Genomic DNA, 16,223 nt, shown 5'->3' with positions numbered 1-16,223 from the left:
AATTTAAGATAACATCATAAGAGTAAATTTTATTAGATGGGATGGATTAAGATGTTTGAGGTAAGTAATCTGAAAATAAAAAATAAAATTGGGTTAATATTTACAGGTATTATAGCTATGGAAATTGCTTTGTTTGCCGCATTTAATATCGGAGTGGGAAACGTGGCAGATATAAAAGAAATGCGAATTAATATGATAATAATATTACTGTTTTCTATAATAATCACAGTAATCATGGGATTATTACTAATAAATTTCATCTACAAACATATAAGAAAAATTAATAATATTGCAAGGAAAATTGCTAACGGAGAATTTGACGAAGATATACAGGTAGATTTTATTGATGAATTCGGGGATCTAGCTAATTCACTTAAACAGATACAAAAAAATATAAATAATCTGATCGATGATTCTAATTTAATTGAAGATTGCATTAAAAAAGGTAATTTTGATATAGCTTTAGATTTATCAAAATACTCAGGGGCATGGGGAAATGTACATAGGAAGAGTTTAGCAACAATGAATGTGTTTATAAAGAATATTAGAGCAACTTCACATTACATAGAAAAGATAAGTAAAGGAGAATTCAATGAGAAATACACTAGGGAGGAAATAGGATCATTTAATGTTATAAAAATAAGCATTAATAAACTTATAGATAATCTCAATAATGTAATGGAAAATATTCATTGGTTCAAAGAAAGCTTTAGATTAGGGAATACAAGAGATAAAATAGATGCTACAAAATTTCAAGGCTCTTATAAAGAAATGTTGGAATGTATTAATGATACTACATGGATATCGATAGAAGTATTTATTAAGTTATTTGCAGTGCTTAAATCATATTCAAAAGGAGATTTTACAGCTGAGCTTGAAAAATTCCCAGGAAGGTATGGATTAGTAAATGAGCATATAGAAGACTTAAGAAATAATTTATTAAATATATCTAAGGAACAGATTAATATAGCCAATGAAATTAAATCAGGAAATTTAGCAAAAAGGATAGATTCATCCAAGTTTAATGGATCATGGGCTAAAATGATTGATGGAATTAATGATGTAATTGATGCGTTTGTTGAACCTATTAATATCACAGCTGATTACGTGAAAAGGATAAGTAATGGGGATGTACCAGAAAAGATTAAAAATGAATACCAAGGTGAATTTAATAAGATAAAGAACAATCTGAATACATTAATTGATACTTTAAATTTATTTGTTAAAGAAGTTAATTGGATGAATGATACATTTAAATTAGGTAATACAAGAGATAGAATAGATGTTTCAAAATTCGATGGGGTATATAGGCAAATGGCTCAAAGTGTTAATGATGGAATGTGGATATCTATAGATGTATTAATAAAAATATTTGCAGTATTAAAATCTTATTCAGAAGGAGATTTCTCAGTTGAGCTTGAAAAATTGTCTGGAAGATACGGAATTGCAAATGAAAGTCTGCATGGATTAAAATCTAATATTCTTAAAGTTGTTGATGAACAAATAATGGTTCTTTCAGCAGCGGCTGAAGGAAATTTAGATATTAGAGGTGAAAGTGAAAAATATACAGGAAGCTTTAAAGAACTCATAAGTATAATAAATAAAGCTGTTGATGCTTTTGCTAAGCCAATAGGAGAAATAAAAAGTGTTTTAGAAGAGATGTCAAAAGGTAATCTCAATGTTCGCATTGAGAATTCTTATAAAGGTGATTATGGAAATATAATGAACGCTTTAAATTTATCTGTACAAGAAATTAATCAAGTACTTACTGATATAAATATATCAGCAAATGAGGTGGCTTCGGCATCAATACAAGTCTCAAATGCAAGCCAAAACCTATCGCAAGCATCTGCGGAACAAGCAAGTGCTGTGGAGGAAGTAACTGCTTCGCTTTCAGAGATAGGAGAACAAACAAAATTAAATGCTATAAGTGCTAATGAAGCTAATGAGCTGGCTACAAAAGCAACAACGAATGCTGTTAATGGAAATACAGAAATGAGTACTATGCTAAAGGCTATGAATGAGATTAATGAAGCATCTGAAAATATTTCTAAAATAATAAAAGTGATAGATGAAATAGCTTTCCAAACTAATATATTGGCTCTTAACGCAGCGGTAGAAGCCGCAAGGGCAGGACAGCATGGAAAGGGATTTGCGGTAGTTGCTGAAGAGGTTAGAAATCTTGCAGGTAGAAGTGCAAATGCGGCTAAAGAAACAACAGCTTTGATAGAAGGGTCAATAAGAAAAGTGAATTCTGGAACTCAAATAGCTAACAATACAGCAGAATCACTAAATTCAATAGTTAAAGATATCAGTAGTACTTCTGAGATAGTAAGAAAAATAGCAGCATCTTGTAACGAACAGGCAACTGCAGTATCACAAATAAATGAAGCGATTGAACAAATATCGAGAGTTACTCAGATAAATTCTGCGACATCCGAAGAAACTGCCTCTTCGAGTGAAGAAATGTCTAGCCAGGCAGAAACTTTGAAACAAAGGGTTGCTCAATTCAATCTAAAAAAGAGAAGTTCAAATAAAATATTTTTAGACAGCATAGAAGAAAAGGAAGCATCAAGGCTAGAAAATTCCATAGAGGAGAGAGAATTTGGACAAACATCTAATATAAGAAAAAAAATTAGTATTAATTTAGATGACACAGAGTTTGGAAAGTATTAGTATCGATTTCTAGTAGAAGAGAGGAAGTGTTAGCATGAATACAAACATAATTAATGATAATGCAGATATGGAAGAAGATACTCAGAAGGGAAAATACCTCACATTTATACTTGATGATGAATCTTATGGTATAGGAATAAATAATGTTACAGAGATTATTGGAATACAACCTATAACTTTGGTTCCAGAACTTCCAGATTATATAAGAGGAATTGTTAATTTAAGAGGAAAAATAATTCCGGTGATGGATGTGAGATTAAGATTTAAGAAGGATTTTAGGGAGTATAATGATAGGACTTGTATAATCGTAATAGATATTAATGACTTATCAATAGGTCTTATTGTTGATAGTGTTTCTGAGGTTCTAATAATACCAGATCAAGACATTGTACCTCCACCTAATCTAAGCAAAGTTAGCAATAAGTACATAAAGGGGATAGGAAAAATAGATAATCAAGTTAAATTAATTTTAGATTGTAATAAGTTAATAAACGATGAGGATGCTGAAACCCTAAATAACATTGAACAATAGAGGGAGGACATTATTATGAAATGGTTCAAAAATATGAAAATAGGTTTAAAAATACTTCTGGGATTCTTATTTGCAGCTTTTATTGCAGGTATTACGGGGATATATTGCATTTCTAATATAAATAAAATTAGTGATCTTGATACTAAATTATATGATAAAATGACTCAGCCATTGGGAGATGTTATTGAGGTTTCAAATGACTTTAATAATATAAGAGCTAATACTAGAGACATTTTGCTTTCAGATAATACAGGGGAAATTCAAGATTATATTAGTGGAATTAAGGACAATAGCGATAAGTTTGATTATAGCTTAAATAAATTGTCAGAAACAACATTAACTATTGAAGGAAAAAAGGCTATTGAGGAGATAAAGGTTTCTAAATCAGAATATATGAATCTTATAAGTAAAATAACTCAACTAAAGAATCAAAATAAAAATCAAGAAGCAATTAATATTTTATATTCAGAGGGAAAACCAGTTTTAGAAAAGTTACAGTCAAATTTAAAAACATATACAGATTTAAAACTAAAGATAGCTAAAGAAACTTCGGATGGTAATAGCAAAACAGCAGATAACACAACATTATTAACAGCAATAATATTAATTATAGGAGTAATTTTATCAATACTAACAGGAGTATTTATCTCTTTATCTATAAGTAGACCAGTTAATAAGATAATAAGAATAGCAGATAAAATTGCAGATGGAGACTTCAATATAAGTGTTAATATAGAGAGCAAAGATGAGATCGGATTATTGGCTCTTTCTTTTAAAAGAATGGCTGAAAAATTAAATAATACTATCTGCAATATAAATTCAGCAACAGAACAAGTTTCAGCAGGGGCAAAACAAGTTTCTGATTCAAGTGTAGCACTTTCAGAAGGGGCTATGGAACAGGCTAGCTCCATTGAAGAATTAACAGCATCTATTGAAGAGATATCTGCCCAAACAAAAATGAATGCAGAGAACTCCACAAATGCTAATGAAATTGCTGTTAGCGCAAAAATAAATGCTCAAGAAGGATATGAGCAAATGAAAGCAATGAAAATAGCGGTAGAAGATATAAACAATGCTTCAACAAGTATATATAAGATTATAAAAGTTATTGATGAAATTGCATTTCAAACTAATATTTTAGCTTTAAATGCGGCGGTTGAAGCGGCAAGGGCTGGACAGCATGGAAAAGGTTTTGCAGTGGTTGCAGAGGAAGTTAGAAATCTGGCAGCAAGATCTGCAAAAGCTGCAAAGGAAACTGCAGAGATGATTGAGGGCGCTATTAGAAAGGCAGAAATGGGAACTAAGATAGCAAAACAGACATCTGAAGCACTAAATAAAATTGTAGAAGATACTGTGAAGGTTGCTGAATTCATAAATCAAATAGCAGTAGCTTCAAATGAACAGGCAGAAGGAATATCTCAAATTAATCAAGGAGTTATTCAGATATCAGCAGTAGTGCAAACTAATTCAGCGACAGCAGAAGAAAGTGCATCTGCAAGCGAAGAGTTGGCATCTCAAGCAGAGATGTTGAAAGATCAAGTTTCAAAATTTAAATTAAGGGAAACTAAAAGCTGTTTAGTAAATAATTCAATTAAAAACATAGATTTTGATATGATGTAAAAATATGAATGATTTAAAATTAGTTTCATGGAGTGAAGCCTATGATAAATGATATTAGAGTTTTGATAATAGAAGATTCAAAAGCCTCTTTGAATTTTGAGGTAGCACAACTTAAAAGAAGTGGTTTCAATGTAGACTATGAGCAAATAGAAAATGCAGAAGATTTAAGAAAGGCGTTAAATTGTAAGGAGTGGGACATAATTCTATCTGATCATGTAATGCCAAATTTTAATTCTATTGAAGCATTGAAAATATTAAATGAAACAAAGTTAGATATACCATTTATTATAGTATCAGGTGAAATTGGGGAGGAGACAGCTGTTGAAGCCATGCGTGCTGGATGCAAGGATTATATCATGAAGGATAAAATGGCACGTCTTGGAATGGTTGTAAAAAGAGAACTTAAGGATTTGCATGAAAGAGTTGAGAGAAAAAGAGTAGAGGAAGAGATGAGAAATCTTCTTATAAGGTCAAAGGAAGAAGCAGAAGCAGCAAATAAAGCAAAAAGCAATTTTCTTGCAAATATGAGTCATGAGATAAGGACGCCACTTAATGGTGTTATAGGGATGATTGAGCTTACATTAATGAATAGTGAGTTAAAAGATGAATTGAGAGAAAATCTTCTAATTGCAAAAGATAGTGCTTATTCATTGATTAATATTGTGAATGCGATACTGAATTTTTCAAAATCAGAAGCAGGAAAAATGGAATTGAGGGAATCGAATTTTAATCTTAAAAATTTGATATATAACACACTTAAAATCTATTCATACGATGTAAGAAAAAAAGGAATTACCCTAGAATACAAAGATTCAGATGAAATTCCGGATTTATTGTATGGAGATTCTGAAAAGTTACAACAAATACTTAATAATTTGATAAGCAATGCAATAAAATTCACAGATGAAGGAATAATTTCATTAATAATAAAAAAAGAGCAGATAATAGGGGAAAAGGTTATTTTAAGGTTTTTAGTTAAAGATACAGGAATAGGAATTAGTGAAGAAGATAAGAATTTATTATTTAAAAGTTTTAGTCAATTAAATAATTCTTATTCCCGTGAATATAATGGAACTGGATTAGGACTTGCATTTTCAAAACAATTGGTTGAAATATTGGGGGGAGGGATTTGCGTTGAAAGTCATATGGGACTAGGAAGCACATTTAGTTTTACAGCGGCTTTCAGACTAGTAAAGAGAGGAAAAGTGAATATTAATTCACATGAATTACAAGAGAAAAGAAATTTCGAAAATTCGAATGAAATAAATAGAAGCACAGAGTTAAACACAGAATTAAGAAGATTAGTTGAAAAAATGGATGAGGCAAATAATGATCTAATCAAAATTGAGAAGATAGCAGAGATTATAAATAACTCTATAGTTATTTCTAAATTTGATGAACTAGTGATGATGGGATTTAAGTTAAAAGCAAATGCACGAAGGGGAAATGAGGAAAAAGTAAAAGTGACTTTTGAGCAATTGAGAGAACACATTATTAGTCTAATGCATATATAAAATTTGGGTTGAAAAGAGGTTGGTATATGAGAATTCTTATTGCGGAAGATGATTATGTAAATAGACGGTTTTTATTTAAGTTTTTTTCACAATATGGCGATTGCGATATGGTAGTTAACGGAGAGGAAGCAGTACAGGCATTTATGTTTTCAGTGGAGGAGAAAGATCCATATGATGTTATATGTCTTGACATAATGATGCCAAAGTTAGATGGGTTAAAGGCACTGAAGATGATTAATTCAATTGAGAAAGAAAAACAAATAACCTATGAAAATTTGTCTAAAAAATTTGTAATTACGGCCTTAGATAATGCAAAAGATGTTCAAAATGCTTTTGAACTAGGGTGTGAAGTGTATGTAACTAAGCCAATAAATACTGATAAATTAATTGAGGTTATGAAAAAATTAAATTTAGATATAGATGATAAAAAATAATTTAAATTATATGGATATTTGGTATAGGCAAGGGTGTTTTAAAGTGTATTCGTATAGAAGATATTTTTATATAAAGGAAGTAACTTATTAAAAGTAATTTATGAGAGGGTGTTTTATTATGAATTTAAATTGGGACAATAATTTAGCAACGGGGATTGTAAATATCGATAATCAACACAAAGAACTATTTGATCGTATTAATAAACTATTGATTGCTATGAAAGAAGGAAAGGGTAAGGATGAGGTTATAGGAACTTTAAATTTCCTTGAAGATTATGTTATAAAGCATTTTACTGAGGAAGAAGAAATCCAAAAGAAAAATAATTATCCTAAATATAGCATTCAACATAAGCAACACGAAGAATTTAAAGATGAGCTTAAAGAATTGAGAAGAACCTTTGAAAATAATGGAACATCTGCATTATTTGTGATAAAGGTACAAAATAGAATGTCAACTTGGTGGAAGAGTCATATACGGGATTTAGATAAGGATTTAGGAAAATTTTTAATAGAAAATTCTAAATAATATTAAGATATTTTGGATAAGGGGGATACATATATGAGAAGTTGGGTTGTAAATTTAAATTTGAAGTTTGTAAATAAATATAATGTTCCATTCAATAGTTTCGTTATTAAGGCAGAAGAAAAGGAAGAATTTCTAGTGAAAATGGATAGGGTATTAATAAAGGTTATGGAGTTAGTCAAATTTGAAATTGATGATATATCACCATTTGATTACAGAGAATTACCAGAAGAGATTGTTAATGAATATATTTGTGTAGATTAATTATGCTAAACATTTAAAATCTTAGGGTGAGGATTATATATAGATAATGATATTTGGGTATAGAAGTATAAATTATGAGAGGGTGTATGAAATATGTATGAAGTATTGAAAAAGGATGAAAGAGGATTAATAAATAATAAAATAGCGTCATCAATGGTAAAGTTTATTCATGAAGATAATGATTCGGTTATTATGGATATTAGCAGAATCAATATTAGTGGTGAGGTACTTATGCATTTTATGAATTCAAATTGGGATGCTGTGTTATCCACTGGAGTTGATAATATCGATAGACAGCATCAAGAATTATTTAGATTAATTAATAATTTGGTAAGTGCTATGAATGAAGAAAAAAGCAAGGTAGAGATTATTAAGGCGTTGGATTCTCTTGAAGAACATGCAATTCGTCATATTAATGAAGAAGAAGCAATTCAAAAGGAAAATAACTATCCAGGATTAGATATTCAGCAGATGCAGCACGAAGAATTCAAAGATTGCTTAAGGCACATAAGAAGCTTCTTAGAAACCAGAGAAATATCAACATTATTTATTATACATATGCAAGAAAAAATATTTAAATGGTGTAGAAAGCATATGCTAACCACAGATAAAGATTTAGGAGAATTCCTAATAAATAGTCGCAGAAATTAGCTGATAATTTAAAAGGATAGTACTAAGAACGAAAATAGAACCTATGAAATAGATACTCTGAAAAGAGCTATTTCATAGGTTCAGTTTAAATAATTCTTTAGTACCGTCTTTTTTTTATTTATATGAGTATAGACATCTCATAAAAGAAGCTTCTGATTTTTTTTAAGGCTATGGAGATGACAGTAAGTAGATTACTTAAATGCGGTTCGATATTATTATAATTGCTATTTTTCAATAAATTATTAATTTTAGTAGTTTCCTCATAGACATCAGTTATTCTATAATTTCCGGAAAGACCTTTTAAATTATGAATTATTTTTTGAATATTTTTTAAATCACTTCCAATCATGGCGGTCTTTAACTCTGATAGTGCTAGATTAAATTCATTAATCAATTCAGCATAAAGTTCTGACACTTGTTGAAGATTAAGTCCTAAATCATTTGAAAAACCAATTATGTCATAATTTTTATCGTAATTCATAAATTATATAGCTCCTCTTTCTTAAAATATAGTATGTCCTATTAATTGATATCTTCTTTATTAATTCTAGCTAACATAGCGCACACCTTTTCGATAAAGTTTGGAATATCAATTGGTTTAGTAATATAATCAGAAAATCCTAATGATAATCCTTTTTCTATATCTCTAGGCATTGCATGAGCACTAACAGCGATGATTGGGATATCTTTAGTCTCCTTATGCATTTTGAGTCTTTTGAAGACTTCATAACCGTCTATTCCAGGTAAATTTATATCTAGTAATATAATATCTGGCTTATGAGCAATGGCTAAATCTAAACACAGCTCACCAGAATTTGCTGAAAGCATTTTTAAATTACTAATTTGAGATAGAGCACGTTCAACAAGTCGTAAATTAGCAGGATTATCTTCAGCATATAATATTGTACGAAATTTATCGTTAGGGAAATAAGTTCTATTTTCAGATGTCATCATATTTTCAGAAGTTTGCAAAATAGATGATTCGATGCAAGGAAGTTCAATCCAAAAGTGACTGCCAGCACCTTTTTCGCTAGTTACAAATATTTCACCATTCATTAATTCAGTTAGTTGTTTAGCGACTGCAAGGCCAATACCAGTACCCTCAATTGAATTATTAATTCTGTTTAGACGATAAAATGGTTTAAAAATCAATTCTAAATCAGAATTAGATAAACCAATGCCAGTGTCAATAACATGAAATCTATACTTATCATTAACCTTATCATGATAAAAGATTACTTGGCCATCTTTTTTGTTGTACTTAATTGCGTTAGATAGCAAATTGAGCAAAATTTGTTTTAATCGTGTATGGTCAGCCGAAACAAATTCATCTGAATTATCTATAGGATAATTAATAATTTTTATTTTATGTTTATCTGCAAATGGTTTTATTATGGATATAGCCTCTTCTATTACATGTTTAATCGGAACAGATTCAATTGAAATGCTCAGTTTTCCTGATTCGATTTTTGCTAAATCTAATATTTCGTTAATCAACTCTAGTAAGTGACTGCCAGCTTTGGATATTTCCTTAACACTCTGACTCTGAGAAGGAGTTAATGGAGATTCAGGGTCTAATTCTAGAATTTGAGAAAATCCTAATATAGCATTTAATGGTGTTCTAAGCTCATGACTCATGCTAGATAAAAATTCGGATTTTGCTTTACTAGCCTTTTCAGCCTCTTCTTTTGCCGTAATAATAGAACGAGCCATTTTCTTTTGTTCTGTAATATCACGAGTTAGAACTACTACTCTATCTTTATAGTTTAGATGAGGAGAGATACATGCCTCAAACCATTTTAATCCATCCTTGGATTGGATATTAAAATCCATAGTAGTAGATTTTCTTGATTTAATGACATAATGTATCTTCTCTTTAGCAATTTTAGATGTACTTTCATCTAAAATATCATAGATAGAATTAAGATGACCGTGCATATGTAGTTTATACAAATAAGTATGGACGCTGGACCATAACTTAGTGATATATCCGTTTATATCTATCTCTGAGATTATGTCATTAATTGAATCAACAAGTGACCTGAAATCAACTTCTTTTTTTCTGAGTTCAGATTGGGTAATTAATAAATTTTTATTTGTTTCACCGATATGATGTCCCATTTCTATCAAATTTAATGCTATATATTCTAATTCTGAAATCTTTAATAGTGGATCAGCTATATCGTATTTACCACTACTAATCTCCTGAACAATATTATTAATATTTAGCAGAGAGCCAGTAACAATATGGCTCATATTTTTTACTTTCTTATAAGTAATTAAGAAAAATAAAAGATAGGATAAAATTAATCCTAATATTGTAATGATTCCGATTTTCAATAAATTATTTCTTAGCATATCAGCATTAGAGTATATATTTTTTGTTGGAACAACTATTAATAATTTTAAATCCGTATTAGGTATAGCAGACCAACATGTAATTCTAGGTTCTTCTTTTAGTGTGAAATTTGAAAATCCAGTTTCGCTAGTTTGAATTTCATCCATTAATGAGGATAAATCATTATTGTTATACAAGTTATACTGATAATACCCGTTTCCATATTTTAAAACGAGTTGATCTAAATTCAAATCACTTTTTCCAACATCAGAAAGTGAAAGAATATTACCATCTTTTCCAATCAATAAGTTATAACCATTCCAAGGAATATCAATTTCTAAAACCTTATTGACAATTGAATCCATATTTATATCAATGCCTACAACACCTTCCAAAAAATTTCCGTTATAAACAGGACATATAGCAGAACTTATAAAATTGTTGTTACTTGAATTAAAATCATGAACAACCCATTTTACTTTTTGATCTGGATTATGATTAGCATCAGCTTCATAATAAAATTTGCTAGAAGGTGATTGTAAAGAAGAATTATAGCTATTAAAAACATCAATGTATGGGTAAGTTATATTTAAGGAATCAAAGGTGTTAAAATATATGGAATTAACTAATGGACAAGAATTCTTAATATTTGCCATTAATTTTTGTTGTGTTAATACCTTGGCTATTTTCTTTTCTTTATCATTTCTTGTAGCAGGCAGAAAATTATTATAAAAAATCGCTGCCTCATCAGCCGAATTATTCTCTTTAGTATAGTAAATATTATCATTTAAATATGATAACCTACTGTATTCTGTAGGAGTTAAAGAAGCTGGAGTTGATAAAGCATGTCCCATTTGCAAACTAAAAAACATTGTAGAATTTGAAATAGATGATAAGTGCTGATCAATTAAGTTGACTTCTTGTTTAATGATTTTATTAAGTTCACTTTTTGATTGATCTTTGTAAAAGGCAACTGAACTCTTATGAGACCAGTAATTTGAGATGAAATATATACAAATAAAAATTATTTCAATAATTATCAATGGAATTAACGCATTACGAATATAGGACTGCCAAATCCATTTATAAAGAGAAATGTTTTTATTAGTATTTGTTTTATTCATAATATCACCTCATCCACTATGCCTGGTAATCATAAACAGTCCAAGGTACTCGTAATTTTTGAAATTATATCATTATAATTAAATGGTTTAGTAATGAAATCAGCAGCACCTTTAGCCAACGCTTTATCATAGTATTCTTTATCGTTTTCAGCAGAGATCATAATTATAGATAGTTCACTATCATCCTTTATAAGATTTAGTTCATCTATAATTTGAAGTCCATCAACAAATGGCATCCTAAAGTCTAATAGTATCAAATTAGGTTTATATGTAGAATATAATCTTAAAATTTCTCTAGAGTCTGTTAATGTTTTTATATTATTATAACCAGATATGTTAAGCATTCTTTCAAGTAGTAAAACATTAGCAATATTATCATCAACTATCAAAATTTTTGACATTGATTTATCGACATTCATAATTTAATCCCCTCTCAAAAAAACTTAAAAGTCAACACCTAAATACTTACAAAATTAATACCTACTATGAATAATATAACATATTTTAGAAAAAAGTTTAACCAAATTTTAGTTTTTTCTTATAATTATTTCAGTATCTAATATTAAAATAATTATGAGATTAACAAACGAAGTTCAACAACTAAAAAATAAGAGAAGTGATGAATATATACAAAAGGAATAAATTACATATTTAAATTATATACATACTATATTTAGAAGGTAAGAGGTTAGAATATTTATAGTATTCCTAAGTTAATATAGTATTCTTATAAAACTTAAGAGAGGAGAATCAAACATAGTGGTAAGGTCTAGTACAAGATGTGATATAATTAAAACTAAATAATCAATTTTTAATGTGGTATTTATTGGAGTAATAAAACTGAATGTGATATTAAAAATTATGATATAAATTAAGTATGTACTTGCAAATAATAATAAAATATATAGAATTATGGTATAATTTAGTATATTTAGATATGTATATGTAGAAAGGAGATAAAAAGAGATGCCATTTATAGGATCAAAAGTTAGTGTGAAAATTTCAAAGGAAAAAGAGGAAATTATAAAGAAAAAATTAGGGGAAGCAATAAAATTGATTCCAGGAAAAAGTGAAACCTTTTTGATGGTAGGCTTAGAAGACAATTACTCATTATATTTCGGAGGAGAAAAATTAGAAAAGGGTGCATTTATAGAAGTGAAAATATTTGGAAAATCAAGTAAGGATGCATATGATGCTTTAACAGCAGAAATTTGTAACATATATGAAAAGGAATTAGACATACCTCAAGATAAGATATACGTCAAGTATGAGGAAGTGCAAATTGGGGATGGAATGGAAAGAATTTTTAACCACGACTGGTAATTAGATATAGGCGACCTAAAGTAAAGGGTACTCTGATGTAACAATGCACATAGTATCCTTTATTTATAATATTGAAGGAGGTACAACTTGATTATAGGAATTGCACAGATGGATATAATCTGGGAGAATATTAATAAAAACATGAAGAAAGTTGAAGAATTCATTGAAAGAGCTTTGGAAAATAAGGTTGATTTAATCCTATTTCCTGAGATGGCTTTAACGGGTTTTACCATGAATATAAACAAGCTTGTATTATCTGAAGATGAAATAATAAAATGGATTAGAAAAAATGCTAAGGATAATAATATAAATATAGGAATTGGTGTTGCGGTAAAAAGTGATAAAATGGGTAGCAATAAATATATTATTATGTCAAGAGAAGGGAAATGCTTAACTAAATATACGAAAATACATCCATTTTCCTACAGTGGTGAGGATGATAAATATCATAAAGGAGATAAGATACTCACATGTGAGATTGATGGATTTAAAATAGCTCCATTTATTTGCTATGATCTAAGGTTTCCAGAAATATTTCAAATAGCATCTAAAGAAGCGCAAATAATAACTATAGCGGCTAATTGGCCTAAAGAAAGAGAGAAGCATTGGATAACCTTATTGAAATCTAGGGCTATAGAAAATCAATGCTATATAATAGGGATAAATAGAATGGGAATAGGAAATGATCTTCATTATAATGGAAAATCAATTTTTGTAAGTCCAGATGGTGATATACTTAATGAAATAAGTGAGAAAGAAACATTAATTATAAAAGAGTTAAAAATAGATATGATAAGAGCGGTTAAAGAACAGTTTGATATAAAGAAGGATAGAAGAGAAGATTTATATGAAGCTATAAGTAATTGCAATTCTATTTTACATTAAAGTAATGAATGGTAGGTAAAGCTATGATAAATGATTTTCAAGAAGAAATTGAATATAGAAAGCTCGCATTAAAAAAGGATATAAAAAAAAGCGGCGGAAACTGTGCAAGGATACTTCTTGCGCTAGTATTGTCAACATATGGATTAGTGTTTATAATGACATTTTCTATAAAATTTATAGGACCAATGATAGGATTCAATGCAGTAACTAATCTAAAGGAAAATATAATTTTAGGACTTTCAAGTGACGCATATAATTTTTTTGCTGGATATTTTACATGTATAGTTGGGGATCTTATAGCAATTCTCATAGCAATAAAAACTATAAAGGTGAAATTTAGGCAAGAAATATTTTCAAAGAATAAGTCAAATAAGATGTTTGTATTATTAGGAGCAACTTCTTGTATAGGGGTAGGAATGATTTCAAGCATGGTATATATGATATACTCAACAATTTTTAAGATTTTAGGATTAAACATTCCACAGCCAGATTTTAGTTTCCCTAAACAAAACACTTTTTTAATATTATTTTTAATATATGTATGTTTAGTGGGACCAATTTTAGAAGAAATTATATTTAGGGGATTTATACTCAGAAGCATGCAGAAGTATGGGAATCTAACAGCAATGATTGTTTCTTCAATTCTTTTTTCCATGTTTCATCTAAACCTAGTTCAATTCATAAATCCAATACTTATGGGAATTGTTTTAGCATTTATTGCAATTAAATCAAAATCTATTATACCGTCGATGATAGCTCATATATTTAATAATACGATAACTTTTGCTACAACAGGAATATCTTTATTAAAGATGCCTATATTGGAGTATACATTTGGAACTTTGTACTTTTTAGTTGGTGTAGCTGCATTATTGCTATTTATTAGTAAGTATAAAAGCGAATTTTTAGAAATAGTAAAAGAGGATACAAGAATATTAAAGACTCACCAGAAAGTAAGATATTCTTTTAGTGGAGCGTGGTCGAGGGCTTATATAGTATTCTATATAATATTTATCGTTGTAACTATGGCAGCAACTAATTTAGCAAAGTAATCTACTATAAAGGACAAAAGGTTATTTTATGAATTTAAAGGAGGATTAATATGACAAATAAAATATTGTTATCTATAATAGAGAATTTAAATGATGAGCTTATAGAAGTATATCGCAAACTACATGAGAATCCTGAATTGTCTAATGAGGAATATAAAACTACACAACTGATAAAAGATTTGCTAAAAAGAGCAGATATAGATATTCTTGATTTACCTTTGGATACAGGCCTTGTAGCACAGGTAAAAGGAAATCCTAATGGTCCTGTCGTCGCTATCAGATGTGATATAGATGCATTACCAATCAAAGAAGAGACAAGTCTCTGTTATAAGTCTAAAGTTGATGGTATGATGCATGCTTGTGGTCATGATTTTCATATGGCGGTGATTTTAGGTGCAGCATATTTAGTTAAAAAGCATCAAGGGTCATTAATAGGAACAGTAAAATTTATATTTCAGCCGGGTGAAGAAAGTGCGGATGGAGCTAAAAAAATTTTAGAGACAGGTGTTTTAGATGATGTGGATGCAATTTTTGGAATACACAATGTTTCAGATTCAGAAGTTGGAATAATGGGAATAAAAACTGGAGCAATGACAGCTGCAGTCGATAGGTTTGAAATAAATATTACAGGGATTGGTAGCCATGCTGCTAAGCCGGAAAAAGGAATAGATCCAATTATAATTGCCAGTAACATAGTTACATCACTTCAAACAATTATCAGTCGTAATATAGGTCCAACAGAAAAAGCGCTATTAAGTGTGACTCATATAGAAGGAGGAAATACGTGGAATGTAATTCCAGAATCAGCATATCTTGAAGGCACAGTAAGAACATTAGATGAGAATATACGTCAATTAATAGCTAAGAGAATGAATGAAATGGTATCAGGAATAGCACAATCTTTTGGTGGAAGTGCAGAGCTTATTTGGCATTCAGGTTCTCCGGCAACAAATAATACTGAAGAATGGGTAGAGTTTAGTACTAAAATTGGAAAACGAGCTGGATATGATGTTAGAAGAATATCTATGGGTCTAGAGGGTGAAGATTTTGCGTATTATCAAAGAAAAATACCAGGTGCATTTATAATTGTAGGAACAGGAAAATCTTATGCGCACCATCACCCGGAATATAAAGTTGATGAGAAGGCAATTTTAAATAGTTCGAAATATTTTGCACAACTAGCAGAAGGTGCTTTAAAAGAGATAATAGATAAGAAATATAAACATAAGATTAAGTAGATAAAGGTACTTAATTTAAATATTTATTTTGTAATATAGTAAAGAATTA

General features: G+C 29.4%; 14 protein-coding genes and 1 pseudogene. 12 read left to right on the top strand and 3 right to left on the bottom strand.

Annotated elements, in window-relative coordinates:
• Positions 1-51 precede the first annotated feature (51 nt).
• From AXY43_RS12470 to AXY43_RS12435, 8 genes are all read left to right on the top strand, one after another.
• The gene (locus tag AXY43_RS12470; protein WP_087702298.1) at positions 52-2,676 is read left to right on the top strand and encodes a methyl-accepting chemotaxis protein; all 2,625 of its coding nucleotides are present in this window, start codon (positions 52-54) and stop codon (positions 2,674-2,676) included.
• Positions 2,677-2,710: 34 nt separating this feature from the next.
• Positions 2,711-3,208 (top strand): chemotaxis protein CheW, encoded by a 498-nt coding sequence (locus AXY43_RS12465; protein WP_105411626.1) that lies wholly within the window; start codon positions 2,711-2,713, stop codon positions 3,206-3,208.
• A 15-nt stretch (positions 3,209-3,223) separates the two neighbouring features.
• Positions 3,224-4,828, top strand: a complete 1,605-nt coding sequence (locus tag AXY43_RS12460) for a methyl-accepting chemotaxis protein (protein WP_039772998.1) — start codon at positions 3,224-3,226, stop codon at positions 4,826-4,828.
• 41 nt (positions 4,829-4,869) lie between these two features.
• Positions 4,870-6,342 carry a hybrid sensor histidine kinase/response regulator gene (locus AXY43_RS12455; RefSeq protein ID WP_039772996.1) on the top strand — a complete coding sequence of 491 codons (1,473 nt, stop codon included), beginning with the start codon at positions 4,870-4,872 and terminating at the stop codon, positions 6,340-6,342.
• A 26-nt stretch (positions 6,343-6,368) separates the two neighbouring features.
• Positions 6,369-6,776, top strand: a complete 408-nt coding sequence (locus AXY43_RS12450; RefSeq protein ID WP_023975967.1) for a response regulator — start codon at positions 6,369-6,371, stop codon at positions 6,774-6,776.
• Positions 6,777-6,894: 118 nt separating this feature from the next.
• A complete protein-coding gene (locus AXY43_RS12445) occupies positions 6,895-7,302 on the top strand; it encodes a bacteriohemerythrin (protein ID WP_039772994.1) in 408 nt (135 codons plus the stop codon).
• A 33-nt stretch (positions 7,303-7,335) separates the two neighbouring features.
• Positions 7,336-7,563 (top strand): hypothetical protein, encoded by a 228-nt coding sequence (locus AXY43_RS12440; RefSeq protein ID WP_012060969.1) that lies wholly within the window; start codon positions 7,336-7,338, stop codon positions 7,561-7,563.
• A 93-nt stretch (positions 7,564-7,656) separates the two neighbouring features.
• The gene (locus AXY43_RS12435; RefSeq protein ID WP_242976408.1) at positions 7,657-8,214 is read left to right on the top strand and encodes a bacteriohemerythrin; all 558 of its coding nucleotides are present in this window, start codon (positions 7,657-7,659) and stop codon (positions 8,212-8,214) included.
• A gap of 118 nt (positions 8,215-8,332) precedes the next feature.
• On the opposite strand, the gene AXY43_RS12430 is transcribed toward AXY43_RS12435, so the two are convergent.
• From AXY43_RS12430 to AXY43_RS12420, 3 genes are read right to left on the bottom strand one after another with little or no spacing between them, the layout of a single operon-like run.
• Positions 8,333-8,695, bottom strand: coding sequence for an Hpt domain-containing protein (locus AXY43_RS12430; RefSeq protein WP_039772992.1), 363 nt, complete (start codon positions 8,693-8,695; stop codon positions 8,333-8,335).
• A 41-nt stretch (positions 8,696-8,736) separates the two neighbouring features.
• Positions 8,737-11,676: an ATP-binding protein gene (locus tag AXY43_RS12425; RefSeq protein ID WP_105411625.1), complete on the bottom strand. Its 2,940-nt coding sequence runs from the start codon at positions 11,674-11,676 to the stop codon at positions 8,737-8,739.
• A gap of 29 nt (positions 11,677-11,705) precedes the next feature.
• A complete protein-coding gene (locus AXY43_RS12420) occupies positions 11,706-12,095 on the bottom strand; it encodes a response regulator (protein ID WP_023975963.1) in 390 nt (129 codons plus the stop codon).
• 547 nt (positions 12,096-12,642) lie between these two features.
• Here AXY43_RS12420 and AXY43_RS12415 point away from each other — a divergent pair.
• From AXY43_RS12415 to AXY43_RS12400, 4 genes and pseudogenes are all read left to right on the top strand, one after another.
• Positions 12,643-12,986: pseudogene (locus AXY43_RS12415) on the top strand (phenylpyruvate tautomerase MIF-related protein).
• 100 nt (positions 12,987-13,086) lie between these two features.
• Positions 13,087-13,884: a carbon-nitrogen family hydrolase gene (locus tag AXY43_RS12410; protein WP_105411624.1), complete on the top strand. Its 798-nt coding sequence runs from the start codon at positions 13,087-13,089 to the stop codon at positions 13,882-13,884.
• A gap of 23 nt (positions 13,885-13,907) precedes the next feature.
• Positions 13,908-14,936, top strand: a complete 1,029-nt coding sequence (locus tag AXY43_RS12405; RefSeq protein ID WP_023975960.1) for a CPBP family intramembrane glutamic endopeptidase — start codon at positions 13,908-13,910, stop codon at positions 14,934-14,936.
• A gap of 50 nt (positions 14,937-14,986) precedes the next feature.
• On the top strand, positions 14,987-16,174 hold the full coding sequence (locus AXY43_RS12400; protein WP_023977003.1) for an amidohydrolase: 1,188 nt from the start codon (positions 14,987-14,989) through the stop codon (positions 16,172-16,174).
• The last annotated feature ends 49 nt before the right edge of the window (positions 16,175-16,223 follow it).

This window comes from Clostridium sp. MF28, assembly GCF_002969175.1.
Classification (GTDB): Bacteria; Bacillota; Clostridia; order Clostridiales; family Clostridiaceae; genus Clostridium; species Clostridium beijerinckii.
Note: the sequence above shows the minus strand (reverse complement) of the source record. Positions and strands in the feature narration are given on the sequence as shown.

What these genes read in the sequence shown, in the direction of transcription:
- AXY43_RS12450 (WP_023975967.1), top strand. Translation starts at nt 6,369, where the DNA reads ATGAGAATTCTTATTGCGGAAGATGATTATGTAAATAGACGGTTTTTA.
- AXY43_RS12400 (WP_023977003.1), top strand. Translation starts at nt 14,987, where the DNA reads ATGACAAATAAAATATTGTTATCTATAATAGAGAATTTAAATGATGAG.
- AXY43_RS12440 (WP_012060969.1), top strand. Translation starts at nt 7,336, where the DNA reads ATGAGAAGTTGGGTTGTAAATTTAAATTTGAAGTTTGTAAATAAATAT.
- AXY43_RS12470 (WP_087702298.1), top strand. Translation starts at nt 52, where the DNA reads ATGTTTGAGGTAAGTAATCTGAAAATAAAAAATAAAATTGGGTTAATA.
- AXY43_RS12435 (WP_242976408.1), top strand. Translation starts at nt 7,657, where the DNA reads ATGTATGAAGTATTGAAAAAGGATGAAAGAGGATTAATAAATAATAAA.
- AXY43_RS12465 (WP_105411626.1), top strand. Translation starts at nt 2,711, where the DNA reads ATGAATACAAACATAATTAATGATAATGCAGATATGGAAGAAGATACT.
- AXY43_RS12405 (WP_023975960.1), top strand. Translation starts at nt 13,908, where the DNA reads ATGATAAATGATTTTCAAGAAGAAATTGAATATAGAAAGCTCGCATTA.
- AXY43_RS12460 (WP_039772998.1), top strand. Translation starts at nt 3,224, where the DNA reads ATGAAATGGTTCAAAAATATGAAAATAGGTTTAAAAATACTTCTGGGA.
- AXY43_RS12425 (WP_105411625.1), bottom strand. Translation starts at nt 11,676, where the DNA reads ATGAATAAAACAAATACTAATAAAAACATTTCTCTTTATAAATGGATT.
- AXY43_RS12455 (WP_039772996.1), top strand. Translation starts at nt 4,870, where the DNA reads ATGATAAATGATATTAGAGTTTTGATAATAGAAGATTCAAAAGCCTCT.
- AXY43_RS12430 (WP_039772992.1), bottom strand. Translation starts at nt 8,695, where the DNA reads ATGAATTACGATAAAAATTATGACATAATTGGTTTTTCAAATGATTTA.
- AXY43_RS12445 (WP_039772994.1), top strand. Translation starts at nt 6,895, where the DNA reads ATGAATTTAAATTGGGACAATAATTTAGCAACGGGGATTGTAAATATC.
- AXY43_RS12420 (WP_023975963.1), bottom strand. Translation starts at nt 12,095, where the DNA reads ATGAATGTCGATAAATCAATGTCAAAAATTTTGATAGTTGATGATAAT.